Consider the following 26,324-nt stretch of genomic DNA (forward strand, 5'->3'; position numbering starts at 1 on the left):
CAGGTAGATGACCGACATCACCCTCGACGACCTCCGGCGCGTCATGGCCGCCTGCGCGGGCGCGGACGAGAGCGTCGACCTCGACGGCGACATCATCGACGTGCCGTTCAAGGATCTGGGCTACGACTCGTTGGCCGTGATGGAGACGGCCGCGATCCTGGAACGCGACTACAGCGTGACGATCCCGGACGAGAAGATCGCCGGCCTGCCCACGCCACGGGCCATGCTCGACGAGATCCGGCACAGCCTGGCCGCGGCGAGCTGAGCCGTGTCGCATCGGACCGAACACACGCTGACCGTCGCGGCGCCACCCCGCGTGCTCTACGACCTGGCCGCGGACGTCACCCGCTGGCCGGCCATCTTCGCCCCGACGGTGTACGTGCACCACCTGGAGCGGTCGGAGTCCGCCGAGCGGTTCCAGCTCTGGGCGCTGGTCGGCGGCGAGGTGGCCACCTGGACGTCCCGCCGCAGCCTGGACGCGGCAGGGCTGCGGATCGGCTTCACCCAGGAACGCAGTCAGGCGCCGATCGCCTCGATGAGTGGTGAGTGGATCTTCCGCGCTGCCGCCGGTGGCGGGACCGAGATCGTGCTGGTGCACGAGTTCACCGCCGTCGGTGACGACCCCGGGTCGGTCCGCTGGATCACCGAGGCACTGGACCGGAACAGCCCGGTGGAGCTGGCTGCGCTGGCTCGCATCGGCACGATCGGGCACCCGGTCGAGGACGTCGTGTTCACCTTCGCCGACCGGGTGCCGGTGGACGGCGCGGCGGCCGACGCGTACGAGTTCGTGAACCGCGCCGATCAGTGGCCACAGCGGCTGCCGCACGTGGCCCGGGTGGTGCTGCGCGAGGTGAGCCCGGGAACGCAGGACATGGAGATGGACACCGTCACCGAGGACGGCGCGACGCACACCACCCGGTCGGTGCGAATCTGCACACCCGTCGAGCGGATCGTCTACAAGCAACTGGTCCCACCGCGCCTGCTGCTGGGCCACAGCGGACGGTGGCTCTTCACCGACGACGGTGGCGGGGCCACGGTCACCGCGGAGCACACGGTGGCCATCGACCCGGACCGGGTGCGGGAGGTGCTCGGAGCGGGCGCCACGCTCGCCGACGCACGTGACTTCGTCCGCTCCGCGCTGGGCGGCAACAGCCGTACGACGCTGGCACACGCCGGCTCGTACGCGGCGGCCCGACGATGACCGTGACGGGGCCGGCGCCGACGTCGGTGACGGCGGAGTTGACCGAGGTCGCCGACGGGGTGTTCGCGTACACCCAGCCCAACGGTGGCTGGTGCCTGAGCAACGCCGGCATCGTCACCGGGCCTGAAGGGGTCCTGCTGGTCGACACGGCGGCGACCGAGCGGCGGGCCCGCGCCCTCGCCGACCGGATCACCGGGCTGCGGGCCGGCCCGGTCCGCACCCTGGTCAACACGCATCATCACGGCGACCACACGTTCGGGAACGGGATCTTCACCCCCTCGGCGACCGTTATCGCCCACGAGCGGACCCGCCAGGAGATGGCCGAGACCGGGCTCGCGTTGACCGGGCTGTGGCCGGACGTGCGGTGGGGCGACATCCAGGTGGTGCTGCCCGACGTCACGTTCGCGCACGAGTTGACGGTGCATGTCGGGGAGCGCCGCGCCGAGCTGCTGCACGTCGGCCCGGCGCACTCCACCAACGACGTCGTGGTGTGGCTGCCGCGTGAGCGGGTGCTGTTCGCCGGGGACGTGCTGATGTCGGCGTGTACGCCGTTCCTGCTGTTCGGTTCGGTCACCGGGGCCCTCGACGCGGTGGCACGGTTGCGGGCGCTACGGCCTCGGACGGTGGTCTGCGGGCACGGTCCGGTGACCGGCCCGGAGATCCTCGACGCGACCGAGCGTTACCTGCGACGGATCGTCGAGGTGGCGGCCGACGCGTACCCGCAGGGACGTCCTCCGCTGGAGGCGGCCCGTGCGGCGGACTGGTCGGAGTTCGCGCACCTGCTCGACCCGGAGCGGGTGGTGGGGAACCTGCACCGGGCGTACGCCGAGCTGGCTGGCGTTCCGGCGGGGGCGCCGCTGCCGGTGGCCGCGGTGCTGGCCGAGATGATCGAGTACAACGGAGGTCGACCGCTGACCTGCCTGGCCTGACGGGCCGTCCCGCGCGTGTCGACCGGTCGCGCGCGGGACGGCTCAGGCCGGTTCGGCGTACGTCGACAGGCCTCGCACGATGATCTCCATGCCCAACTCGAAGCGCCGCTCCGAGTCCAGGGACGTGATCGGCCCCGCCATCTGCGTGAGGTGGGGGAACCGGTCCGGGGGCAGTGAGGTCAGGTAGTCGTGGATCTGCGCCACGTATGCCTGGACGGCGCTGGTGTCCACGCCGGCGCCCGGGAAGGCGTCGTCGAGTGTCTCGGTGGTGACGAAGGAGGTCACCAGGTCGCCGGCGTAGGCGGCGATGTCGTCGGGGAGGCCACCGGCGCGCAGCAGCGCCATGGTGCGTTCCATTCCGGCCACGCCGTTGGTGCCCAACGGGATCCGCGACAGTGACACGCGAGCCAGGTCGCGGTGCGACCGGAAGACCTGGCGCAGCGAGCGCAGCATCTCCTTGACCTGCTCGGCCCAGCGGGCCGGGTCGGGTTCGGGGATGTCGACCTCGGCGAGCACCCGGTCGTACACCAGATCCAGCAGTTCGTCCTTGTTGGCGACGTGGGCGTAGAGCGACGCCGGGCCGGTCTGGAGCTCCTGGGCGACGCGGCGCATGCTCAGGGCGTCCAGCCCTTCGGCGTCCAGGACCCGCAGTGCCGTGGTGACGATCAGCTCCTGGCTCAACGGCTGCCGGGGCGGGGGTTTCGGGGGCGTCTGCCATGGCGGCGTGGGGATCGCCTGGGTCACGCGGGCCTCCATGCTCGCTCGTCTCCGGTCGACACATCGTAGTTGACGCCATTCGGTGTTTGCTGTTAGAACGGTGTTCGTGCGTGGAACAGCGTACGCTGATCGCCGTGGAGAGGTCGAGATGAATCCCCTGACCGAGCAGGAAGCGCCCGAGGCGCCGGCCGACGAGACACCACAGCCGTACCGGCACCGGTGGATCGCCCTGGCGGCGATCCTCGGCGCGGAGGTCATGGACCTCTTGGACGGCACGATCATGAATGTCGCCGCGCCGACCATCCGGGACGATCTCGGCGGCGGCCTCACGGGAATCCAGTGGATGACCGCCGGCTACACGCTGCCCTTCGCGGTCCTGCTGATCGTCGGTGGCCGGTTGGGCGACATGTTCGGCCGCAAACGGATGTTCCTCGTCGGCGCGGCCGGCTTTGCCCTGGCATCGCTGCTCTGCGCCGTCGTGCAGGACCCGTGGCAGCTGATCGCGGCCCGCGCGCTGCAGGGCGGCCTCGGCGCGCTGATGATCCCGCAGGGCCTGGGGCTGATCAAGCAGATGTTCCCGCGCAGTGAGCAGGCCGCGGCCTTCGGGGCGTTCGGGCCGGTGATGGGGCTCTCGGCGGTCGGCGGACCGATCCTGGCGGGCTTCCTCATCGACAGCGACCTGCTCGGCACCGGCTGGCGGATGGTCTTCCTGATCAACCTGCCGATCGGCATCGTCACCCTCTACGCGGCGGCCAGGTTCCTGCCCGAGTCGCGGGTCACCACCCGCCCGAGGTTCGACCTGGGCGGCATCGCGCTGGTCACCACCGGTCTGCTCCTGCTCGTCCTGCCGCTGGTGCAGGGGCACGAACTCGACTGGCCGGCGTGGACGTTCGCGATGATGGCCGCGTCCGTCGTGGTCCTCGCCGCCTTCGCCTGGTACGAGTTGCGCCGCGAGCGCAGCGGCCGGGCCGCCGTGATCGAGCTGAGCCTGATGCGCAAACCCCGCTTCCTGGCGGGCCTGCTCGTGGCGCTGGTCTTCTTCGCCGGCACCGCCGGAATGTCCCTGACGCTCGGCGTCTACCTTCAGGCGGGTCTGGGCTGGAGTCCCACCCGGACGGCCGCGACGATGATGCCCTGGGCGATCTTCCTGGTCGTCGGCGCGATCCTGACCGGCGCCGTCCTCGGCGCCAAGCTCGGTCGGGCCGCGCTGCACCTCGGTCTGCTGGTGATGATCGTCGGCGTGCTGTTCATCCGGTTCACCATCGGGCGCCACGCCACCGACCTGACCAGCTGGGACCTCGTCCCGTCGATCGCGATCTCCGGTCTCGGGATGGGCATCATGATCGGCCTGCTGTTCGACATCTCGCTGGCCGACGTGGAACCGGAGGAGTCCGGCACCGGCGGCGGCGTGCTGACCGCCGTGCAGCAGCTCGGTTTCGGCATCGGCGTGGCCCTCATCGGCACGATCGTCTTCGGCGTCGTCGGCAGTCACGCCGCCTCGGCGCAGGCCTCCCGCGAGGCCTTCACCGACGGGATCCTGCGCGGCCTCACCGTGGTGATCGGGCTCCTCGCGCTCTCCTTCGTCCTCGCCTTCCTGTTGCCACGTCGGGCGCGGGACGAGTCGGAGACGCCCTGACCCGCCTGAACGGCCGCCGCCCTGACCCCGCCGCCCTGCCCCGTACCGTCAACGTAAGGAGACACGCAGCCATGACCAAGGTTCTCGTCATCGGTGCCACCGGCAACCAGGGAGGAGCGGTCAGCGACCTGCTCCTCGACCACGGCCACGAGGTCGTCGCGTACGTCCGCGCGCCCGAGTCGCCCGCCGCCCAGGCGCTCGCGGCACGTGGTGTGCAGCTCGCCCCCGGCAACCTCGCCGACGCCGAGGCGCTCGGCCGCGCCGCCGCCGGCGTCGACGCGGTATTCGGACTCTCGGTGCCCTTCGGTGAGGGTGGCAAGGAGGAGGAGATCGCCCAGGGCCGCCTGATCGTCGACACCGCGACCCGCGTCGGCGCCCACCTGGTGTACTCGTCGGTCCGTGGCGCGGACCGCCTGGAGGACAGCGACATCGACCATGCCGACAGCAAGCAGGTGGTCGAGACGTACCTGCGTGGGCAGGACGTGCGCGCCACGGTTCTCGGACCGGTCTATTTCATCGAGAACGTGCTCAACCTGAACTTCAGCCGCCTGGGCGACGGCGTCCTCTCCAACCCCCTGTCGCCGGGCAAGAAGCTGGACCAGGTCACCGTGCTCGACATCGCCGGCCTGGCGGTGTACGCCATCGAGCACCCGGACGAGCTGGTGGGTAAGCGGATCGACGTGGCCTCCGACAGTGTGACCGGCGAGGAGGCGGCCCGGATCCTCAGTGCGGCGATCGGCCGGGAGATCCCGTACCGGCAGATGCCCCTCGCCCAGGTCAGGCAGTGGGCGGGCGACGAGATCGCGGACATGTTCCAGCGTTTCGAGGACAACACCGACTTCGTCGACGTGGTCGCTCTGCGGGCGCAGTACCCGGGTGTGACCTGGCACAGCTACGCCGACTGGGCCAAGACGGTCGACTGGGACCGGGTGCTCAAGGGCTGACGACGGGGCGGCGCGGGGAGGTCCGGGCGCTCCCCGCGCCGCCGCCACACGACGGAGTCGGCCGGTGGTGACCTGCGGCTTGTCGGTTCCGGCTGCCCGCCGCCCGCCGAATGGCACAGTGATGTCCATGGACAGGAAGCACGTCAACGAATGGCTCGCCTCCTACGAGCGGGTGTGGCGGACGCCGGGCACCAACGACCTGGTCACCCTCTTCACCGAGGACGCGCGCTACCAGCAGGGGCCGTACTGGACGCCCGTCGTCGGCCTGCCGGCCATCGCGCAGATGTGGGAGAAGCAGCGCAAGGGTCCCGACGAGGTGTTCCAGATGACCAGCGACATCGTCGCGGTCGAGGGCGACACCGCGGTGTCGCGTCAGGAGGTCCGCTACGGCGACCCGGTCGAGCAGGAGTACCGCGATCTGTGGATCATGCGGTTCGCCGACGACGGGCGGTGCCGGTCGTTCGAGGAATGGCCGTTCTGGCCGGGCCAGCAGCCGGCCGACCCGCCGGACGGCTCGTGAGCAGTGTGTCGACGAACGGGGTCGCTCACACGGGGGCCTCGGCAGGTTTCGGCGCGGTGTCGAGCGGCAGGTCGCGCATCCGACGGATCGGGGTCGACAGGTAGATGATCGGGGACAGCACGGTGAGCGCCCCGAAGAGCAGCAGGGTGGTACGCGCGCCGAGCTGCCCGGCCAGGACGCCGGCCAGCAGACCGCCGAGCGGGATGGCACCCCAGGAGACGAACTTGACCGTGGCGATCACGCGGGACAGGAGCTCCGGCGGGCTGGCGAGCATCCGGTAGGTGCGGGTGGTCACGCTGAGCACCACCGAGGAGACGGCGAGGATGACGTTGCCGGCGGCGAAGGCGAGGTAGCCGACGGCACCGGTGCCGAGCGGAATGATGAGCGCGCCGGGCACGCTGGCGAAGGCCGCGATGATCAGGCCGCGTGCGGTGCCGAACCGATCGGTGAACCGGGTGGTGAGCGCGGCGCCGATGAGGGCGCCGAGGCCGTCGGCGGCGAGCAGCAGGCCGACCATGACCGGCGGCGCGTGCAGCTCCCGCACCAGGTAGAACGGGAAGAGCGCGAGCATCGCGCCGCTGACGAAGTTCGTCGCGGTGGCGTCCCACATGGCCGGTCCGATGATCGGATGTCGGAGCACGAAGTGCCAGCCTTCCCGGATCATGGTGACCATCGGCGGTCGTTCGGTCGGCCGCTGCACCGTGCGGGCCGGGAGGGTGCGCAGCAGCATGGCGGAGACCAGATAGCTGACGGCGTCCACGAACAGTGTCGGCACGGCCCCCAGCACCTGCACCGCGAGGCCGCCCAGGGAGGGCCCACCCAACTGGGTGGCGGCGTGGGTGCCGGAGTTGAGGCTGTTGCGCGCCTGCAACTGCGCGGCGGGCACGATCTCCGGCAGGAAGGTCTGGTTGGCCACGTCGAACAGCACGTTGGCGAAGCTCACGACCAGCGCGACCCCGACCAGTTGGGCCACCGTCAGGGCGTCGAACCACCAGGCCAGGGGGACGGACGCGATGGCCAGGGCCCGGATCAGGTCCAGGGTCACCTGCATGCCGCGCAGCGGCACCCGCTGCACGACCACCCCGGCCGGCAGGCTGATCAGGAGGTACGCGAGGTAGCCGGCTGCCGTGATCAGACCCATGTCGAAGGCTGACGCGTCGAGGACGGTCAGTGCGGTCAGTGGCAGGGCCACGCCGCCGACCGCCGAGCCGAGGTGACTCGTCGTGCTGGCACCCCACCAGCGCCAAAAGGCAGTAAGTCTCATAATGGAACTCACCATAGTGGTTGGCGCGGATCCAGGTGACCCCGCCAACGGAGCTGTGTGCGCGAGGTGGGCGGCCCTCGATGAGAACCGAGCGAAGCGCCTACGGTTCCCGCATCCGGGATCTGAGCACGTCGAACTCACACCCCGGCGCGTCCGGATCGAAGCCGTGCTCGATCAGCCAGCGCGACGCCACCAGGCTGCGCAGTGACCACCAGGCGCGGATCACGTCCCGGTCCACGTCGGTGCCGTACCCGGCAAGCAGGTCGTCCAGGCGCTCCTCGTGCCCCAGCGTCACAATGGCGAGGTCGAACATCGCGTCGCCCGGCGCCGCCTCGGACCAGTCGATGACGCCGGTGACCCTGTCGCCGTCGACGAACACGTGGGTGATCTGCAGGTCGCCGTGGATGAACACCGGTTTCCACGGCCGGAGCGCGGCACCGGCGATCTCGCGATTGCGGTGGATCACCTCGGCCGGCAGAACGGCGTTGGCGAGCAGCCACGCGCACTCGCCGTCGAGCTCCGCCGCCACGTCGTCGAGTCTGCGCCCCGGCCACGGCGGCAACGGCGCGTCGTGCAGCCTGCGGATGGCTGCGCCCGCCGCGGCCCACGCCTCCGGTGACGCGGCGGACGGTTCACCGAGGAGACCGAGAGCCCTGCCGGGCACGGCGGCGATCGCGAGCACGGGCGGCTCGTGCCAGAGGATCGCCGGGGTCGGTACCGGTGCCAGGGCCATGGCCCGTACCTCGACGTCGGCGTGCGCCGGATCTCCGTCGACCTTCAGGAACACGTCGCCCACGCGGAGCGTCGCGCGCTGCCGGTGGGCGACGACGACTTCGACCTCGTCCATACCGGCCATCCTGACGGGGATGGTCGCCGATGTCGCCGGACTTTGCGGGTGGTGGGACACCGCCGGTCCCCATCGGCCGCGCCGCACGAAGCGCCCCGTCCGTGGTGGACGGGGCGCGTGGTCGTGTCAGTCGGACTGCGTGTCGGAGGCCGATCCGTCCTCGCCGCTCGACGTCGCCGCAGCGTTCGCTACCTCGATGCGGGGCGACCGGTCCGGCGGAAGGTGGGCGAGGTCGGCGATCACGACCACGTCCACCTCACCATCGATCATTCTCTGCTCGACGGTCTCCCAGGGTGCCCGGACGATTCCCTTCAACCGGTAGTCGTGCTGCCGAAGGTGCGACAGGCACACCGCGACCGCAGGCTCCGACGGTTCGATGTCGGCGGGGATCCAGATGACAGCTATCTCCATGATCTCTCCTGATCAACGTCGTGGACGCGGCTGGGTGATCAGGAGGTGCTGTGGCGGTGGAGGGCCCCGCTCCACGGGCCTGCTGGTGGCCCGCATGTCGACGGCAGCCACGGTGAAACCCCGGGACAGCGGTGAGATCGGTGGCGGACGTTCGGCAGCCGAGGTCGGCGCGTCGACGCCGCTGGCGCCGAACCCGCTGGGTGCGGTGGCCAGCGCCAGCACGAACGCCGGCGGACCGGAGTCGGGGCGGAAGGGCGGGCCCGGAGTCGGCGCTGCCGCCGCGATCACCGCCGAGGGCGGCTGGTCCGCCGACCGGGTCCGGCTGCCGGCGGCACCGTGGAGGTCGCCACGGGACACCGTCACCGTCGCGGCCGACGGCGGCGAGGACGACGGTGGCGGCGAGGAGGCAGGGCGGGCAGCGGGGGAGGCGGCGGGTGACGCGACGCGGGCGGTGGATGACGGTGACGGGCGAGGCGTACGAGGCAGGTCAGGAAGGGCGGTGGGCGGTGCCGCCGACGTCGAGGGCAGGGGCAGTGCCGGCAGCGGAATGGACGACGGCAGCGGCAGGGGAACCTCGGTGGGCAGCGGCAGGGGGAGGCCGGACGGCAGCGGCAGGGGAACGGCCGACGGCAGCGGTAGGACGATTTCCAGGGGTGACTCGACCACGCGGGGCACCAACGCCTCGACGATGCTCAGCGAGGCAGGGTTCGACGAGGCAGGGTTCGACGAGGCTGGGTTCGACGGGGCTGGGTTCGGCGAGGCAGGGTTCGACGAGGCGGGGTTCGACGGGGCAGGGACGTGCGCCGGGCGTGGGCCGGTCGGCGACGGCAGTGGTGTCGGCTCGTGGGCGTGGGCGTGGGCGTGGGCGGGGTCGGCGCCGAGTGCCGCCGCGCCGAGTGCCGCCGCGCCGAGCGCCACGGCGGGCAGACTGTGCGTCAGGCGCATCGGGCGAGGGCCGCGGGACGTCGTGTCGCCAGTTCCGTTCGGGCCGGTCCTCCGGTCCGGTGTCGCTGACCGGGCAGTCGCCCCTCGCCTCCCGCCGTTCGTTTCATGCGCGGGTTCTTGCCCCCGGCAGACGCGGACTACACCTCCCGTCGACGGGTGACCCGCGTGTGATCGAGTAACGGATCCTCTGTGGTGGGTTGACGGTAAGGGCCGAGCAGGGCCAGATCACCAGGGCGCGGCGCCCGGCGGCGTCGGAGGTGGCTGCCGGAGGGCGTCGTCGATGATCTCCGGCATCCGTCGGGCCACCCCGGCGACGAGGTCCGCGACCTGGACGCGCGGGTCGTCGCGAGAGTCGACCATCACCAGCCCGGCGAGCGGTGACACACCCACCGGCAACGCCTCGGCCGGTCCGGTGCCCGCCGCCCGTCTGCTGCCGTCGGCCAGCACCCGCTGGAGGCGGGTCAACCGATCGGCCGTCAGGGCGCTCTGTTCGTCGTGGGTCACCAGCACCTGCCGCCGCCCACCGCTCCAGGACAGGACCGTCTCCGCGAGCGCCGGCAGCAGCGGTTCCAGCGGTGGGGGAATCGACCGGTCGTCGTCGTCCAGCCTGCCCAGGACGGCCCGTACGTGGTCCGGGCGGAGAGCGTCGAGGACCTCGTCGGCCGCTGGGCCGAGGCGGTGTCGGAGCAGCGCGTCGCGGGCCTCGAAGAACCGCTGCACCGTCTGGTGGACCGGCAGCCGCCGCTTCATCCGGACACAGTCGACGAACGCGGTCAGGAAGGCGTCCCAGTCGCTGCCGGCCGAGTGTCTGTCGGCGTGCAGGGCGACGGCGGCCGGAAGGTGCTGCCTCGCCAGGCGGGTGCCGGCCGCGTACGACGGCTCGACCAGCAGGAGGTCGACGATCCGGGTGACGAGGAAGAACTCCTTGTCGATCACGTGGACGTGCGTGCGCCCGGTCAGCTCCGTCCGGAGCCACCCCAGGGCCTCGTCCGCGCCCGAGCCGCGCAGGAACCGCCCCGACTTGAGTTCGTGTGGTGAGAACCGGAAGCCCGACCGCAGGGTGGTGATGAGCGCGACGGCCTCGTCGACGGTCAGGTCGACACTCGCGTGCGTGATCACCGGGGCGGTGGATCGCAGCAGGTTGGTGCCGGAGAATCCGGACTCGTCGCAGGCGATCTCCACGACGGCGCCGACCACCGCGTCCCTGAGCGGCATCCCGCCCTGAAGTGGTGATCTCACATCCGGGTTCCCGCCATGCCGACCATGGTCACCCGTGTGGACACTCGGAACAACCCGATTGCGGGGTAAGACGTGGGCAGCGGGTCAGCGGGGTGAGCTGAGCGCCCGGTCGCCGTCACCGGAGTCGTCCGCGTGCGCGGACGGCGTTGGTGTGTATCCCAACTCGGACGAGATCTGGTTCGCGGTCTCCAGCAGGAGCGGCAGTGCCTGCTTCAACGTGTCGAGGCTGGCGATGACCTCGATGGCCGTCATCGAGGCGGCGGCGATGACCTGGCCCCGCGAGTCCCTGACGGGTGCGGCGATACACCTGACGTAGGCGTCGTGTTCGCCGTTGTCGGTGGCCCAGCCGTGCTCGCGGATGCGGGCGAGTTCGGCTTCGAGGGATTCCTGGTCGGCGAAGGTGGTGTCGGTGAACCTCTCGAACACGACGTGGGAGAGAAGACGGTCGCGCTCTGCCGAGGGCAGGTAGGCAAGGATCGTCTTACCGACGGCGCTCGCGTAGATCGACACCGCGCGTCCCACCCGCGACGGCAGCTTGACGGCGTCGAACGCCGGACTGTCCACCTTGTCGATATAGATGATCTCGTCGCCGGTCAGTTGCGCCAGGTGCACGGTGTGGCTGGTCTCCCGTTGCAGTGCCCGCAGGTGCGCGGCGGCGAACTGGCGCAGGTCCATCGAGCCGAGCGCGAGTTCGGACAGTTCGATGACCCCGCTACCGAGCACGTAGGTGCCCGCGCCGGTGCGGCGTACGAAGCGGGCGGACTCCAGTGTCTGCAGAATGCGTAGGGCCGTGGACTTGTGCACGCCGAGCACGTCCGCCGCCTCGGTGAGCGACAGCGGGTGCTCCGCCGATCGACGGATGAGGTCGATCGCGCGGCGAATCGATTGCGCCAAGGCCCTGTCTCCCCTCGCTGCGCCGGTCTGGTGCCGCCGCTGCCATTGCGTATTACGCAATATAGTTCACGCGATGTGCAATCGCCACTTGACTTCGTTGCACATGACGCTACGATCGTTGCAAATTAATCGGCACGACGCTGACTCGTAACAGTGGAGTAACTATGGGTAATCGACGCGCTCGTTTCGGCATTGCCGGTGCGACATGTGCCCTCGGAATGGTTGCCGCTCTCCTGACCGGCTGCGGTTCCGACGGTGGCTCAAGTGACGGCGTCACCAAACTGACCTTCGCCGCTTCGACCTTCGGCGACCCGGGCCGCGGCCCCCAGCTGACGAAGTGGCTCGACGAGTTCAACGCCAGCCAGGACAAGGTCCAGGTCTCCGCCGCCGCGGTGCCCTACCCGACCTTCGGCCAGACGGTGCTGACCCAGATGGGCAGCGGCAAGGGGCCGGACCTGGTCCGTTTCGACATGCCCGAGTTCGAGGCCGCCTCGGACGCCGGTCTCGTCGCGCCGCTCGACAAGATGATCGACGCCGGCACGTACGACCTTCTCAAGCAGCCGGACCAGTTCATGGTCCACGACGGTGTCCGGCACGGTTACATCTTCGAGGCGTCGAACTACGCGATGTTCTACAACGCGGATCTGATCCCGACGCCGCCGACCACCTACGAGCAGTTCACCTCCACCGCGAAGTCGCTGACCAAGGGTGACGTCTACGGCCTGGCGTTCCGACAGACGGAGGCCGAAGAGGCCGGCGTGTGGCAGGACATCTTCAACTACGTCTACGGCTTCGGCGGCGCGTGGTCCGACGGTAAGAACCTGACGATCAACTCGGCGGAGAACCTCAAGGGCCTGCAGGCGTACAAGGACCTGTACGACGCCAACGTCATCCCGCGTGGCGCCGACGCCGCGACCTTCCGGCGGATGTTCGCCGAGGGCAAGGTCGGGATGGAACTCAACAACGGTGGATACGTCACCGCGACGCGTGGGCAGAACGCGAAGCTGAACTTCACCGTCGCGCCGATCCCGTTCCCGGTGCGCAAGCAGGGCGCGATCCTGGCGCCCATCGTGATCAACGAGGCGAGCGAGAACAAGGACGAGGCGGCCACCTTCATCAAGTGGGCCCTGGAGCCGCAGAACCAGGTGAAGCTGCAGGAGATCCTCGGCGCGAGCAGCGTCGCCACCACCACGCAGCGCAGCGCCGAATCGCTCAAGGCGACCCCGTTCCTCCCCGTCTTCGACGGTCTCACCGACACCAGCCTGCCGCAGATCGTCCTCGGGTTCGAAGCCAAGACGCCGGACATCCGCAAGGTGGTCGTGCAGAACGTGATCGCGGCGTTGCAGGGCAAGGCCGACCTCAAGTCGGCGCTGGACCGCGCCCAGCAACAGGCGACCGAGCTGGTCCGCTGACAGCTCCACAGAGGCGACGCTGCCGGCGCGAAGGGCCGTGCGCCGGCAGCGTCCTTTCCCAGAAGGATCGAATCCGATGACCGTGCTCGAGCAGACCGGAGCACCGAAGACATCCCCCCGACCCCGGGCGCGGCGTGGACCCAGCCCTCTCGGCAGCAAGTGGACGCCGTACCTGTTCCTGACCCCCGCCGCGCTGTTCATCTTCGTCTTCCAGGCGGTGCCCCTCGCCCAGGAGGTGTACCTCAGCTTCACCAGGACGAGGCTGCTCAACCCCACCCGCAGCGAGTGGGTCGGGCTGGAGAACTTCCACCGGATCTTCGGTGACCCCGACTTCCACCGCACCCTGCTGATCACCTTCGTCTACGTCGTCGCCTGCGTCGTCGGCGCGATCGGCGCCGGGCTCGGCGTCGCGCTCCTGCTCAACAGGAACTTCCGGGGCCGCGGTGTGGCCCGGGCACTGGTGACCGTTCCCTGGGCCGCTCCGGGCATCGCCGTCGCGCTCATCGCCACCTGGATGCTCAACGCGCAGTACGGCATCGTGAACCGCTTCCTCGACGCGGTGGGCCTCGGCGTGCCGGGTGGCGCCATCCTGGACAGCCCCCGCTACGCGCTCCCGGCGGTCCTCGCGACGACCATCTGGCAGCTGTTTCCGTTCACGTCAGTGGTGCTGCTCTCCGCACTGCAGTCCGTACCCCAGGAGCTCAACGAGGCCGCCAGTGTCGACGGCGCCGGGCGTTGGGCGACCTTCCGCGCCGTCACCTGGCAGGTCATCAAGCCGACCGTGGGCCTGCTCGCCCTGCTGATGACGATCTGGTCGCTGCGCCGGTTCGAACTCATCTGGCTGATGACCAAGGGTGGACCGGTCGGCGCCACCGAGACGCTCGTCATCGACCTCTACTCGCAGGCGTTCGACTCGAAGGAACTCGGATCGGCGGCGGCCATCGGGATGGTCGGCGTCGTCATCTCGCTCATCGTCATCATCGGCAGCCGACTGGTCGCGCGTGCTGTGGAGAAGGGGGACGTCCGATGAGGCGCTTCCGGTTCGGGATCACCGCGCGGATCGTGGCCGTACTCGTCGTGCTGGGCATCGCGGTGTTCCCGCTGTACTGGATGTTCGTCACCGCGCTGTCGAGCAACGGCGACCTCTTCGCCGACCGGCCCCGGCTCACGCCGGACCTCGGCCAGTTCGGGGTGTTCGTCGACGCGCTGGCCGAGGGCAAGGCGGCCGGGTGGTTGCTCAACAGCCTGGTGATCGCCCTGGGCACGATGGTCCTCTCCGTCGGCCTGGGCATCCCGCTCGGTTACGCGCTGTCCCGGTTCTCGTTCTGGGGCAAGGCCGTGCTGACCGTCGTGCTGCTGTTCACGCAGATGCTCCCCGAGGCGCTCATGGTCGTGCCGCTGTTCGCGCTGTTCCGCCGCTTCGACCTGCTCGACTCGCTGACCGGCCTCGTCCTGGTGAACTCGGCCTTCGTCCTGCCGATCGTCGCGTTGATCCTCAAGGGTGCGATCGACGGCATCCCGAGGGAACTGGAGGAGGCGGCACGTGCCGACGGCGCCCGACCCTTCACCACCCTGACCCGCATCAACGTTCCGTTGATCGCCCCGTCGATCGCGGCGACAGCGGTCATCGCCTTCTTCCACGCCTGGAACGAGTACGTGTTCGCGGTGACGTTCATCTTCAACCCGGACCTGCAACCGGCGTCCGTCGGCATCGCGAACTTCATCGGCGAACTGGGTACACCGATCCAGACGGTGATGGCCGTCGCCTTCCTGTTCACACTGCCGGCCGTCGCCTTCTACCTCCTGGTCCAGAAGTACGTGGTGTCCGGCATGACCGCCGGTGCGGTGAAGGGTTGAGCCGAAACATGAAGATCGTCTCCGTCGACACGGTGGTCGTCGACTTCTACCGCACGAATCTCGTCATCGTGCGCGTGCACACCGACGAGGGGATCGTCGGGCTCGGTGAGGCCACCCTGGAAGGCAAGGAACGGGCCGTCCAGGGCGCCGTCGCCGAGCTCGCCGAAGCGGTGGTGGGGCTGGACCCCACCAGCATCTCGAAGACCCTCTACGAGCTCGCCCGCAACTGGTACTGGCGCGGCGGACCGGTCGTCATGACCGCGCTGAGTTCGTTCGAGATGGCCCTGTGGGACATCTCGGCGCGGGACCTCGGCGTGCCGGTCTCCCGACTGCTCGGCGGCGCGACAAGGGATCGGGTGCGGGCGTACGCGAACGGTTGGTTCTCCGGCGCCGTCACGCCGGAGGACTACGCGGCGGCGGCGCGCAGGACCGTGGAGTCCGGTTTCCGCGGCCTCAAGTGGGATCCGTTCGAGAACTACGACCTCACCATCACCACCGGGCAACTGGACCGGGTGCTCGCCCAGCTCGACGCGGTCCGTGGCGCGGTGGGCCGTGACATCGAGCTGTTCGTCGAGGGGCACGGACGCTTCGACGTCCGGCACGCCGTCATGGTGGCGAAGGAGATCGCCCAGTTCGACCCGGTGTGGTTCGAGGAACCCTGCCCACCGGACAATCTCGACGCGCTCGTCGACATCCGCCGTTCGTCGCCCGTGCCGATCGCGGCGGGGGAGCGGTGGTACGGCCGGCAGGGCTTCGCGCCGGCGCTGGCCCGTCAGGCTGTCGACTTCGTCCAACCCGACGTGACGCACGCCGGGGGGATCGCCGAGCTGGCCTTCATCTCGACGCTCGCCGCGACCAGCTACGTCGGGTTCGCGCCGCACAACCCCAGCGGCCCGCTCAGCACGGCCGCGACGCTGCAACTCGGGGCGACACTGCCGAACTTCAGGTATCTGGAGATCATGGCGACGGACGTCCCCTGGCGTCCCGACATCACCAACGAGCGGCTGGTGCTGACCGCCGACGGAGACGTGTTGATCCCCACCGGGGTCGGGCTGGGCATCGAGCTGAACCTCGCGGCGATCGAGGAGCATCCGTTCACACCGCATCCGCTGCGGATGTTCGAGGACGCCGTCTACGACATCCGCCCTCGCGACGAGCGGTCCTTCTTCAACCTGGAGAGCGGCTCATGACGGTGCCACGGCCCCGGGGGGCCGCCCTGGACGCGAGGTGGTCCGGCACCGCCGTCGAGGCGCTGCCGGACGACGCCGACGCGAGTGTCCTCGTCGGCCGCGTCTGGGATCCGGCGGTCGAGGGTCCGACTCCGGTGACGGTCCGCGACGGCCTGGTCATCGACGTCAGCCGTCAGTTCCCGACCGTCCGGGACATCTGCGAACTGCCCGATCCCGCGGCGGTGGTCGCCGGGCTCGACGGGCCGACGGTCGGGGATTTCGCCGGGATCCTGGCCAACACGGAGGCCGCGACCCGGGACCGCACCCGGCCCTGGTTGCTGGCCCCGGTCGACCTCCAGGTACTCAAGGCCGCCGGGGTGACCTTCCCCATCTCGATGATCGAACGCGTCATCGAGGAACGGGCGCGCGGAGATCTGGCCCTCGCCGCGGACATCCGTCACCGGATGCTCGCCGACGTGGGCGTCGACCTGCACAGCCTGACTCCGGGTTCGCCGGAGGCGGACCGGCTCAAGAGCCTGCTGGTCGCCGAGGGCATGTGGAGTCAGTACCTGGAGGTGGGGATCGGCCCGGACGCCGAGATCTTCACCAAGGGGCAGGTCCTCTCCGCCGTCGGCACCGCCGTCCCGGTCGGGGTGCTCGCCGCGTCGACCTGGAACAACCCGGAACCCGAGGTCACCCTCATCGTCGCGTCCACCGGGCGGATCGTCGGCGCCACCCTCGGCAACGACGTGAACCTGCGGGACGTGGAGGGTCGTTCGGCGCTGCTGCTCCCGCTGGCGAAGGACAACAACGCCTCCTGCGCCCTCGGTCCCCTGATCCGGCTCTTCGACGAGCGGTTCGGGATGGCCCAGGTGCGCGAACTCGAGGTCAGCCTGGAGGTCAGCGGTGTGGACGGCTTCCTGCTGGAGGCGGTCTCGGAGATGACGCGGATGTCGCGTGACCCGGAGGAGCTGGTGCGGCAGTTGATCGGCCCGCACCACCACTATCCGGACGGCGCCGCCCTGATGCTCGGCACCATGTTCGCGCCGATCCAGGACCGGGACCGCCCCGGTGAGGGCTTCACCCACAAGGTCGACGACGTGGTACGGATCAGCTGCCCGGCGCTCGGCACACTGGTCAACCGGGTGTGGCACGCGGAGGAGTGCGAGCCCTGGCACTTCGGCGTCCGCGATCTGATGGGCAATCTGGTGAGGAGAGGACTGCTGTGAACGTGGTCATCACGGTCGACCCACGCGACGGCCGGCGGCGCTCGACGGATCTCAGCGAGACGGACGAGTCTCGGCTGGAGGCCGTCGCCGACCAGGCGTCCCGAGCCGCGCAGTGGCTGTCCGGGCTGGGCAGACTCGGCAGGGCGGACATGCTCGACCGCATCGCCGCGTCCCTGGAGTCCCGGCGGGCGGACCTGGTGGCGGTCGCCGAGGCCGAGACCGGGCTCAGCACGGCGCGGCTCAACCAGGAACTCACGCGGACGGCGCTCCAGTTCCGGATGTTCGGCGACGTGGTGCGCGACGGGGCGTACGTCGAGGCGGCCATCGACCACGCCGCCGACACCCCCATCGGGCCGGGCCCGGACGTGCGACGGATGCTCGTACCCCTCGGACCGGTGGCCGTGTTCGGGGCCAGTAACTTCCCGTTCGCCTTCTCGGTCGCCGGGGGCGACACCGCCGCCGCGCTCGCCGCGGGGTGTCCCACCGTCCTGAAGGCCCACCCGTCGCACCCGCTGACATCGCAGGCCTCCGCCGACGCGATCGAGTCGGCCGTCCGCGACCTGGGTGGCCCCGAGGGCGTGATCGGCATCGTGTACGGGGAGCAGGCGGGCCGGTCACTGGTGCGGCACCCGGCGATCCGCGCGGCCGCCCTGACGGGGTCCGTCGGGGCCGCCCGTGCCATTCAGGCTGCCATCGACGAACGACCCGATCCGATTCCCTTCTACGCCGAGCTGAGCAGTGTGAACCCGATCGTCGTCCTGCCCGGGGCGGTCGACGACCGGAGCGACCGGATCGCCGAGGGCCTGTTCACCTCCTTCACGGCGTCGGGCGGTCAGCTGTGCACCAAGCCCGGCCTGGCGTTCGTTCCGTCCGACCGGGCCGGTGACGAGTTGGTCGACGCGCTGCGGGAGCGGGTCACCTCGGCGGGAGGCGCGGTTCTGTTGAACGAGCGCATCCGGGACGCCTACGAGAAGCAGGCGGCGGCGTTCGAACGAGCCGGCGCCCGGGTCGCGGCGCGACCCCGGGTCGAGCCCGGCGAGGGCTTCACCGTCGCGCCGACACTGTTGGAGGTCGGCCTGCCGGAGCTGACGGCCGAGATCGCCGACGAGTGCTTCGGTCCGCTGCTGATCGTGGTCCGGTACGGCGACGTCACCGAACTCGACGCCGCCCTGGCGACCGTCCCACCGTCGCTGACCGGCTCCATCCACAGTGGGCCCGCCGACCAGGCCGCTGTGGTCCGTCGACTGGTCGACGTGTTCGCCGGCCGTGCCGGCCGCATCGTCTTCGACGGGTACCCCACCGGTGTCCGGGTCTCCTGGGCCCAGCACCACGGCGGACCCTGGCCGTCGACCAACGCCGTACACACCTCGGTGGGCGCCACGGCGATCCGGCGGTTCCTGCGCCCGCTGGCGTGGCAGGACGCCCCGGAGTGGGTCCTCCCCGAGGAGCTTCGAGACGAGTACACCGCCATTCCACGTCGAGTGGACGGGAGGCTGGAATCGAAGGGCGAATAGTCGTGAGGTAGGTCGTCGCCGCACGCCTGTTCGGTGGTGCCAGGTCGGCCGGCGAGCAGTTCTGCGAATTGATCCCGGATAGATTCGCGCCGGTCGTCCTGGTGCCGATGTTCGGTGCCCACAATTGCCGTGTTATCGCTCGGCAAAATGAGTCATTGACCGTCATCGTATTTCGTGGTTCTGTTCTGGACAGGGCCAGATGTTAGCGCTCGCACAGCGACATTGCCCGTTCCTGGTATCCGTTCACCTCACCATCGAATGGTTGGTCGACTGCTCGGTGCGGTCCGACCACACGCCGAAGAGGGAGCAGGAAACATGTCCGTCGCCACACCCCGTCCCCCGACGTCGTCGCCGAGCCGTCGGCTGGTGATCACACTGCTCGCCGCCGTCACCGTCGCGGCCGGTACGGTCGCGGTTCCCGCGGCGTCGGCCGCGCCGCCCGCCCCGCTGGGCCCGACCGTCACCCGCACCGACAAACCGCCGACCGGGTACGAGGTCACGTTCCGGTACCGGGCGCCCGACGACGTCCAGCAGGTCCACGTCTACGGCGACTGGTTCTTCTCCCGCCCGGAGAACATCCCTTGCCAGGACTGCGGAGACGCCCGGCCGCCCACCGAGTGGCAGCCCGGCGACGTGGCGGCCACCCCGTGGCACATCCTGCCCATGCGTAAGGGCCCCGACGGGGTGTGGACGTTCACCACGCCGCTGCCGGCGGGCACCTTCCGCTACGCGTTCACCCACGACTGCGCCAACGCCCTCGGCACCGGCTGCACCCTGCACGACGACCCGGCGAACCGGTGGCAGATCCAGCCGCAGTACCCGGGAGCGCCCGGCGCGGTACGCAGCACGATCTACGTGCCGACCAGCAGGACGTTTCCGACCTACGACACCGGTTACCAGGCGCCGGTCGCCCGGATCGGCAGGTTGGAGTCCCGGCGGTACCCGTCGCCGCTGTCCACCAACCCGGCCGGAGCGCACGACATCGTCGTCTACACGCCGCACGGCTACGACCCCGACCGGGCGGAGCCCTACCCGACCCTCTACCTGAGCCACGGCAGTGGTGACCACTCCACGGCCTGGACGATGCAGGGCGTCGCCCACCTCATCCTGGAGAACGCGATCAAGGATCGGGCGGCGCAGCCGATGGTGATCGTCTCCACCGACTTCAACGGGCTGCCCGGCGGCAACGAGGGCTACGTCGACGAGCTGCGGAACAACGTCTTCCCGTTCGTCGAGCAGAACTACCATGTGTCCACCCGCGCGCAGGACCGGGCATTCGGTGGCTTCTCGGCCGGTGGCAGTCGGGCGTACACCATCATGTACCAGCACACCGACCTGTTCGGTTACCACGCCGCCTGGAGCGCGGGTGGTCCGGCCGCCACCCCGGCGCAGATCGACAGCATGAAGGCGGTGGCCGGCGGCATCATGATCGGCACCGGGCTCCAGGACCGCCTGGGCAACATCGCCGAGAACTCGCAGCGTAACGCCGCCGCCCTGCGGGCCGCCGGTGTCGAGCTGGACGAGTACAACGTGCCCGGCGTGCACACCTGGCACGTATGGCGTCCGCTGCTGAACCACTACCTGCGTACCCTGGCGTTCCGCGCCACGACGACCGGTCTCGACGTCACCGCGGCACCCGTGGGCGGCTCGCGCCACACCAGTGTCACCGCCACCGCGACCGTCGACGCCGTCAGCACCGGCGCCGCCGCGCCCTCCGGCACCGTCGAGTTCTCCGCCGGCGACCGGCGTCTCGGGTCGGCCCGGGTGCACAACGGTGTCGCCCGGCTGAAGACGATCCTCCACGGTGACCTGGACGCCCCGGTGGTCGCCCGGTACCAGGGCGACAAGCTCTTCGACGGTTCCCACAGCTCCCCCGTCGACGCCCGGTAACCCCGGCTCGACGGCGAACTCCCTGTGGTGGGGAAGCCCCGGCCGCGTACCCCCTGGTGAACCCAGGGTGTACGCGGCCGGGGTGGTTCGTCAGCCGATCACGTGGTCACGTCGGTGGCCCGAAGCCGCAGCATGGTCCAGGACGCGGGCGGGAGGGTCAGCTGGACGCCGCCGTCGGCGCTGCGGGCCGCGCCGTTGGGACGCGGCTCGGCGTGGTCCGGGCCGTCGGCCGTGTTCTTGGCGTGCAGGTCGGCGCCGCCGACGGTGACGCACTCGATGATGCCGGCCAGCCGGGCGCCGGTGACATCCACCGTCACCTCGGCCGGGGTGGTGACCACGCGGTTGACGAGGAACACCGTCATCTCACCGGTCTCGTCGTCCCAGGTGGAGACCGCGTCGACAGCGGCGATCTCGCCGAAGCGGTCGGTGGACGTCGTGCTGCCGTCGCGCAGCACGTCGAGCACGGCTCCCCGGGCGTGCCGGGCGGTCCGGGCGAAGGGGTGGAAGATGGTCTGCCGCCAGGCCGCGCCGCCCGGCTCGGTCATGATCGGTGCGATCACGTTGACCAGTTGAGCCTGGCAGGCCGCCGTCACCCGGTCGCTGTGCCGCAGCAGGCTGATCAGCAGGCCGCCGACCACGACGGCGTCGGCCACGCTGTAGTGGTCCTCCAGCAGGGGCGGGGCGACCGGCCAGTCCTCGCCGCTCGGCGGGTTGGAGGGAGCGGCGGACTGGTACCAGACGTTCCACTCGTCGAAGGCGATCATGATCTTCTTGGTGGACCGGCGGATCGCCCCGACGGAGTCGGCGATGGCGGTGACCGCGTCGATGTATCGGTCCATGTCCTCGGCGGAGGCGAGGAAGCTGGCCAGGTCGTCGTCGACCGGCTGGTAGTAGGCGTGCAACGAGATCAGGTCGACGTCGTCGTACGCCTCGGTGAGCACGTCACGTTCCCAGGCGCCGAAGGTCGGCATGCCGAGGTGTGACGAGCCGCAGGCGACGAGTTCGAGGTCGGGATCGAAGCGGCGCATGGCCTTCGCGGTCTGCGACGCGAGTCGCCCGTACTCGGTGGCGCTTCGCTGACCCACCTGCCACGGGCCGTCCATCTCGTTGCCCAGGCACCACAGCCTGATTCCGTACGGATCGGTGGCGCCGTTGTCGCGCCGCTGGTCGGCGAGGTGACTGCCGCCGCGGTGGTTGGCGTACTCGAGCAGGTCGACGGCCTCGGCGGTGCCGCGGGTGCCGAGGTTGACCGCCATGATCGGGTCGACGTCCGCCTTGCCGACCCAGCGCATGAACTCGTCCAGCCCGAACTCGTTGGTCTCCAGGCTGTGCCAGGCGAGGTCCAGCCGGGCGGGCCGTTGGTCGACCGGGCCGACGCCGTCCTCCCATCGGTAGGAGGAGACGAAGTTGCCGCCGGGATATCGGACCGTGGTGACGCCCAGTTCCCGGACGAGGTCGAGGACGTCGCGCCGGAAGCCGTCCGCGTCGGCCGTCGGATGCCCCGGCTCGTAGAGGCCGGTGTAGACGCAGCGCCCGAGGTGCTCCACGAACGAGCCGAAGAGCCGGCGGGGCACCGGCGCGACGCGTCGGCGCGGGTCGAGGCTCAGACGGTAGGGGAGTGGACGGTCCGTGCCGGACGGTGGTTCCGGCGCCGCGTCGAGGTGGGTGTTCAGGGCTGGCTCCCTTCGGGCGGGGTCCCGCCGCGACGTGGACGCCGCGACGCGGACCCGGGGGTGGTGGGGTCAGTGCGAGCTCTGGACAACATCATGATCGCCGATTACGTTCTTGATCTATGTAAACGTTACCGATCACGTTTACGGTAGGGAATCCGATGCCCATGATCAACATTGGCGCCAGCGGTTCGCCGCACGCCGCCCCGGCCCGGCTCGGGCGCGCGGTGTCCCTGCGCGCCGGTCGATCGTCCGTGCCGCGGTCGCGTCGTGTCCGCCTCGCCGTCGCGGCGGAATGGTCCGGACGGGGAGGCGGCGTCTCGACGTCGAGCGCGTCGAACCATGGTGACCGACGACGCCGTCGGCGGTTGCTGGAGGCAATGGTTGTTAGCGTGCCCACGGTCTTTGCGAACGCGTGTTCATGACCGCGAAGTCGTCCTGTCAGGACGGTCGGCGCGAGAGTGAAGAGGCCTTGTGTTCGTAATACTTGTCCGTTACGTTGGCAACACCCTGGAAACGTAACCGATAACGATTGCAGTCCAGAGGGAGCGGCATGGCCGAGGTCAATGCGCCTGTGACAATGAGTGATGTCGCTCGGGTTGCCGGCGTTTCCACAGCGACTGTTTCGCGCGTGGTCAACGGCCATTACGGCGTCAGCGCCAACACGGTGGCGCATGTCCGCTCGACCATCGAGCAACTCGGTTACGAGTCGAGCCTGGTCGCCACCAGCCTCCGGCGCAGCCGCACCAACGTCCTCGGCCTCGTGACGCACAGCTTCCAGTCGTACACCGCCGAGGTGCTCAAGGGGGCGATGAAGGCGCTGAGCCGCTCGGGCTTCGACCTGATCGTCTACGCCAACAGCGACCTCTACGGGTCATACTCGGAGGGCTGGGAGCGGCGGCACCTGACCCGCCTGTCCGGCACCCTGACCGACGGGTGCATCGTGGTCACCCCCTGGGGCGAGGTGCAGAGCCGTACGCCGGTGGTGGCCATCGACCCGGCGAGGGGCACGACGGGGCCCTCGGTGATGGCCGACAACCTGGCGGGCGCCACCGCCGCCGTCGAGCACCTGCTCGCTCTGGGCCATCGGCGCATCGGCTTCATCGCCGGTCGGTCCAGCCTGGAGGCGGCCTGGTCCCGCGAGGAGGGCTACCGGGCCGCGCTGACCGCCGCCGGCCTCCCGCTCGACCCGACGTTGATCGGCCGAGGGGACTTCAACCCCGAGTCGGCGGTCCCGTTGGCGCGCGCCCTCCTGCAACAGGCGGAGCCGCCGACAGCGATCTTCGCGGCGAGCGACGGGATGGCCCTCCAGGCCCTGGAGGTCGCCAGGGAACTGGGGGTCTCCGTCCCCGCGGACCTGTCCGTCGTCGGGTTCGACAACATCCCGGAGTCGGCGTCGACGACACCCGGTCTGACCACTGTGGACCAATCGATGTACCAGCTGGGATACGAAGCCGCGCGCATGCTGAAGTCACTGGTCACCGGCGAGTGGGAGGGGCCGCACCGCATGGTGCTGCCGACCAGCCTCGTGGTCCGCGGCTCGACCGCGCCGCCGAAGAGCACGGGACGACAGTGATGCGCATCCGCCGACGAGACCGCCCAGCCATGGCGGAAGCCGTACCGCACCGAGCGATCACGTCGGGCGTGCCCTCGGCAGGACGGTGAAGGAGGTGTCAACGCAGAACCACGGCCAGATCCACCAGTGAATCGAGCCGGCCAGTCGGGTCGCATCCGCAGCCGGCGCAGAGAGGAGTGGAGCGTGACAACCGAACCGTACCATGGGCGCCTTCGCCGACTGGGTGGGCGCCGGCTCAAGGCGGCCTTCACCGCCGGAGTCATCGCCGTCGCAGCGGTAGTGCTCGCACCGCAACCGGCGGCGGCGGCCGACACCCCGTGGCTGACCGTCTCCCCGGATCGCTACGCGTCGTTCACCGTCCCGGCCGCCTACGTCCAGCAGCAGCTGGGCACGGTGTCGCAGGTCGTGGTGGAGGGCAACTTCGGTCCGTCCTCGACCACGGCGGAGTTCGGCCTGACCCGTCGCGGCGACGTGTGGTCCGGCGTTCTCGGCGCGCTCGAGCCCGGCCTGTACCACTACCAGCTCACCGCCGACGACACCAAGAGCATCAAGGACCCGACGAACGACACCCGTGTCGCGTCCGACCCGCTGCTGAGCACCTTCTTCGTCGCGGGCGACTCGGCACGCTGGTTGGTCGACGCGCCAGCCGGCAGCGGTGGTCAGGTCACGACGCTGACCTACCGGACCAGGGCCGGGCAGCGGTCGGCAGTGGTCTGGACACCACCCGGTTACGCGGCCAAGGGCCCGAAGGCCTACCCGGCGCTCTACCTGCAGTCGGGTGACGGCGTGGCCGCCACCGACTGGCTCGATCTCGGACGGACCAGGCAGATCCTCGACAACCTCTCGGCCGCGGGCACCATGCGGCCGATGGTGGTCGTGATCACCGACGGCTCCGGCGACAAGGACCTGAAGGACCTCCGCAAGGCGGTCGCCGGCACCTACCGGGTCCTGCGCGATCCGGCACACCAGGCGATTGCCGGAGTGTCCGACGGCGCGACGGCGGCGGTGCAGGCCGCGCTGGCCAAGCCGGCCCAGTTCGGCTACGTCGGTTGGTTCTCCGGTCGGTCGGTGCCGGACGTCGACCGCAAGGACGCCACAGCGATCAACCGCACCGTCAAGGTGCTGCGCCTCTACACCGGCAACGTGACCGACCCGGCGTACAACGCCACCTACCGGTTGGCGAAGGCGTTGGGCCGGGCCGAGGTCAGGTTCGAGTCCGACGGGGTCAACCCGGACGGTGGCGCGAACTGGGACACCTGGCAGGAGAACCTGGTCGACTTCGTGCCGAGGCTGTTCCAGCACGTGTCCGACCGTGGGCCGAGCCCCGGTCACGGTCAGCTGAGGGGCGAGTTCAACCCGCCGCCGGCGGGCACCACCCCGACGCCCTTCGTCACCGAGGACGGGTTCGTCACCTTCGAGACCACCACCGAGTTCGCCGGCGCCCAGCACGTCACCGTGTGGGCGAACATCGCTCCGGGCGGCAGTTGGCTGCGCGTGCCACTCGCCCGCGACGGCGACCGGTGGCGGGCGACGGTGGGCCCTCTGGATCCCTGGTTCTACTACTACCGGCTGATCGTCGACCGGGTCCCGTTCAAGGACACCTCGAACCCGACGAAGGTGACCACCGAACCGATGTGGAGCACCTTCCTCATTCCCGGTCCGGAGGCCCGCCTGCTGTCGGACGTCCCCGCCGGCCAGGGCGGAAAGGTCGAGAGCATGACCTACGCCAGCACGGTGGCCGGTCAGGACCGCACGGCACTGGTGTGGACCCCACCCGGGTACGACCCGGGCCGCGCCGAGCCGTACCCCGTCCTCTACCTTCAACACGGCGGTGGGCAGAACTACACGGACTGGGTCGAGATGGGCCGCGCCAAGCAGATCCTGGACAACCAGTTCCTCGACGGCGACCTGACGCCCATGGTGGTCGTGATGGGCAACGGCAACTCGTCCAACTTCAACCGCGAGTTGTTGGAGAACATCGTCCCCACGGCCCGGGCCCGCTACCACGTCTCCAGCGAGTCGTCGCAGCAGGCGCTCGCCGGCCTGTCGATGGGCGGCGGGCAGGCGTTCGGGGTGCTGCGGTCGTACCCCGGTGAGTTCGCCTACGTCGCGGCGTTCTCGGCCGGGTTCGGCAGCGGCACCGGGGTCGACGTGGAGGCGATCAACAGCGGCACCACGATGCTGCGCCTGTACGTGGGTGACCAGACCGACTTCGTGTATCCGAGCTTCATGACGTCGCTGACCACGTTGGACAACCTCGGTATCCGCTACGAGTTCGACGGGGTGACCCCCGGGCCGCACGGCTGGGACGTGTGGCAGAAGAACCTCATCGACCTGGCGCCGCGTCTGTTCAAGCGCTAGGAGCCGTTGCGGGCGACGCCACCGGGAGCAGGCTTCCTGCCCCGGTGGCGCCGCCGGCGCACGGATGCCACCGCACCGCCACCCCGAAGGGAACCACCT

The 26,324-nt window shown here is 70.1% G+C and carries 23 protein-coding genes; 15 read left to right on the forward strand and 8 right to left on the reverse strand.

Annotated elements, in window-relative coordinates:
* The first annotated feature begins 7 nt into the window (after positions 1 to 7).
* The 3 genes from GA0070612_RS17835 to GA0070612_RS17845 are packed head-to-tail and all read left to right on the forward strand — an operon-like array spanning position 8 to position 2,130.
* Positions 8 to 265: an acyl carrier protein gene (locus GA0070612_RS17835; protein ID WP_088988928.1), complete on the forward strand. Its 258-nt coding sequence runs from the start codon at positions 8 to 10 to the stop codon at positions 263 to 265.
* Between the two features lie 3 nt (positions 266 to 268).
* Positions 269 to 1,201, forward strand: coding sequence for an aromatase/cyclase (locus GA0070612_RS17840; protein WP_088988929.1), 933 nt, complete (start codon positions 269 to 271; stop codon positions 1,199 to 1,201).
* Complete coding sequence (locus tag GA0070612_RS17845; RefSeq protein ID WP_088988930.1) at positions 1,198 to 2,130, forward strand: MBL fold metallo-hydrolase; 933 nt, start codon at positions 1,198 to 1,200, stop codon at positions 2,128 to 2,130. The genes GA0070612_RS17840 and GA0070612_RS17845 overlap by 4 nt, the downstream gene beginning before the upstream one ends.
* 42 nt (positions 2,131 to 2,172) lie before the next feature.
* Here GA0070612_RS17845 and GA0070612_RS17850 read toward each other — a convergent pair whose 3' ends face one another.
* Complete coding sequence (locus GA0070612_RS17850; protein WP_088988931.1) at positions 2,173 to 2,886, reverse strand: TetR/AcrR family transcriptional regulator; 714 nt, start codon at positions 2,884 to 2,886, stop codon at positions 2,173 to 2,175.
* Between the two features lie 109 nt (positions 2,887 to 2,995).
* Between GA0070612_RS17850 and GA0070612_RS17855 the strand changes: the two genes are divergently transcribed.
* From GA0070612_RS17855 to GA0070612_RS17865, 3 genes are all read left to right on the forward strand, one after another.
* Entirely contained in the window at positions 2,996 to 4,483 is a 1,488-nt protein-coding gene (locus tag GA0070612_RS17855) for an MFS transporter (protein ID WP_088988932.1), read from the forward strand.
* Positions 4,484 to 4,554: 71 nt separating this feature from the next.
* A complete protein-coding gene (locus tag GA0070612_RS17860) occupies positions 4,555 to 5,427 on the forward strand; it encodes an NmrA/HSCARG family protein (RefSeq protein WP_088988933.1) in 873 nt (290 codons plus the stop codon).
* Between the two features lie 127 nt (positions 5,428 to 5,554).
* Positions 5,555 to 5,947: a nuclear transport factor 2 family protein gene (locus tag GA0070612_RS17865; RefSeq protein WP_088991581.1), complete on the forward strand. Its 393-nt coding sequence runs from the start codon at positions 5,555 to 5,557 to the stop codon at positions 5,945 to 5,947.
* A 25-nt stretch (positions 5,948 to 5,972) separates the two neighbouring features.
* Here GA0070612_RS17865 and GA0070612_RS17870 read toward each other — a convergent pair whose 3' ends face one another.
* From GA0070612_RS17870 to GA0070612_RS17900, 6 genes are all read right to left on the reverse strand, one after another.
* Entirely contained in the window at positions 5,973 to 7,211 is a 1,239-nt protein-coding gene (locus GA0070612_RS17870; RefSeq protein WP_088988934.1) for an MFS transporter, read from the reverse strand.
* A 100-nt stretch (positions 7,212 to 7,311) separates the two neighbouring features.
* The gene (locus GA0070612_RS17875; RefSeq protein WP_088988935.1) at positions 7,312 to 8,058 is read right to left on the reverse strand and encodes a phosphotransferase family protein; all 747 of its coding nucleotides are present in this window, start codon (positions 8,056 to 8,058) and stop codon (positions 7,312 to 7,314) included.
* 126 nt (positions 8,059 to 8,184) lie between these two features.
* Entirely contained in the window at positions 8,185 to 8,469 is a 285-nt protein-coding gene (locus tag GA0070612_RS17880) for a hypothetical protein (protein WP_088988936.1), read from the reverse strand.
* A gap of 12 nt (positions 8,470 to 8,481) precedes the next feature.
* Positions 8,482 to 9,414 (reverse strand): hypothetical protein, encoded by a 933-nt coding sequence (locus GA0070612_RS31505; protein ID WP_157742527.1) that lies wholly within the window; start codon positions 9,412 to 9,414, stop codon positions 8,482 to 8,484.
* 225 nt (positions 9,415 to 9,639) lie between these two features.
* Positions 9,640 to 10,653, reverse strand: a complete 1,014-nt coding sequence (locus GA0070612_RS17895) for a hypothetical protein (protein ID WP_197699173.1) — start codon at positions 10,651 to 10,653, stop codon at positions 9,640 to 9,642.
* Positions 10,654 to 10,737: 84 nt separating this feature from the next.
* Positions 10,738 to 11,547, reverse strand: coding sequence for an IclR family transcriptional regulator (locus GA0070612_RS17900; protein ID WP_157742528.1), 810 nt, complete (start codon positions 11,545 to 11,547; stop codon positions 10,738 to 10,740).
* 218 nt (positions 11,548 to 11,765) lie between these two features.
* Here GA0070612_RS17900 and GA0070612_RS17905 point away from each other — a divergent pair, with 218 nt between their 5' ends.
* From GA0070612_RS17905 to GA0070612_RS17935, 7 genes are all read left to right on the forward strand, one after another.
* Positions 11,766 to 12,959: an ABC transporter substrate-binding protein gene (locus tag GA0070612_RS17905; protein ID WP_157742529.1), complete on the forward strand. Its 1,194-nt coding sequence runs from the start codon at positions 11,766 to 11,768 to the stop codon at positions 12,957 to 12,959.
* Between the two features lie 76 nt (positions 12,960 to 13,035).
* Positions 13,036 to 13,989, forward strand: coding sequence for a carbohydrate ABC transporter permease (locus tag GA0070612_RS17910; RefSeq protein WP_088988942.1), 954 nt, complete (start codon positions 13,036 to 13,038; stop codon positions 13,987 to 13,989).
* A complete protein-coding gene (locus GA0070612_RS17915; protein WP_088988943.1) occupies positions 13,986 to 14,816 on the forward strand; it encodes a carbohydrate ABC transporter permease in 831 nt (276 codons plus the stop codon). The genes GA0070612_RS17910 and GA0070612_RS17915 overlap by 4 nt, the downstream gene beginning before the upstream one ends.
* An 8-nt stretch (positions 14,817 to 14,824) precedes the next feature.
* Positions 14,825 to 16,006, forward strand: coding sequence for a mandelate racemase/muconate lactonizing enzyme family protein (locus GA0070612_RS17920; RefSeq protein WP_088988944.1), 1,182 nt, complete (start codon positions 14,825 to 14,827; stop codon positions 16,004 to 16,006).
* On the forward strand, positions 16,003 to 17,214 hold the full coding sequence (locus GA0070612_RS17925; protein ID WP_088988945.1) for a fumarylacetoacetate hydrolase family protein: 1,212 nt from the start codon (positions 16,003 to 16,005) through the stop codon (positions 17,212 to 17,214). Before GA0070612_RS17920 ends, GA0070612_RS17925 begins: the two co-directional genes overlap by 4 nt.
* Positions 17,211 to 18,728: an aldehyde dehydrogenase (NADP(+)) gene (locus GA0070612_RS17930; protein WP_088988946.1), complete on the forward strand. Its 1,518-nt coding sequence runs from the start codon at positions 17,211 to 17,213 to the stop codon at positions 18,726 to 18,728. The genes GA0070612_RS17925 and GA0070612_RS17930 overlap by 4 nt, the downstream gene beginning before the upstream one ends.
* Before the next feature lie 315 nt (positions 18,729 to 19,043).
* Positions 19,044 to 20,618 (forward strand): alpha/beta hydrolase-fold protein, encoded by a 1,575-nt coding sequence (locus GA0070612_RS17935; RefSeq protein ID WP_167393646.1) that lies wholly within the window; start codon positions 19,044 to 19,046, stop codon positions 20,616 to 20,618.
* 98 nt (positions 20,619 to 20,716) lie between these two features.
* On the opposite strand, the gene arfA is transcribed toward GA0070612_RS17935, so the two are convergent.
* Positions 20,717 to 22,225, reverse strand: a complete 1,509-nt coding sequence (gene arfA / locus GA0070612_RS17940; protein ID WP_088988948.1) for an arabinosylfuranosidase ArfA — start codon at positions 22,223 to 22,225, stop codon at positions 20,717 to 20,719.
* Between the two features lie 694 nt (positions 22,226 to 22,919).
* Between arfA and GA0070612_RS17945 the strand changes: the two genes are divergently transcribed.
* Both GA0070612_RS17945 and GA0070612_RS17950 read left to right on the forward strand, forming a co-directional pair.
* On the forward strand, positions 22,920 to 23,864 hold the full coding sequence (locus tag GA0070612_RS17945) for a LacI family DNA-binding transcriptional regulator (RefSeq protein WP_231924232.1): 945 nt from the start codon (positions 22,920 to 22,922) through the stop codon (positions 23,862 to 23,864).
* A 183-nt stretch (positions 23,865 to 24,047) separates the two neighbouring features.
* Positions 24,048 to 26,225 carry an alpha/beta hydrolase gene (locus GA0070612_RS17950; RefSeq protein ID WP_088988950.1) on the forward strand — a complete coding sequence of 726 codons (2,178 nt, stop codon included), beginning with the start codon at positions 24,048 to 24,050 and terminating at the stop codon, positions 26,223 to 26,225.
* Positions 26,226 to 26,324: the final 99 nt, after the last annotated feature.

The sequence above is a fragment of the Micromonospora chokoriensis genome (assembly GCF_900091505.1).
Taxonomy (GTDB): Bacteria; Actinomycetota; Actinomycetes; order Mycobacteriales; family Micromonosporaceae; genus Micromonospora; species Micromonospora chokoriensis.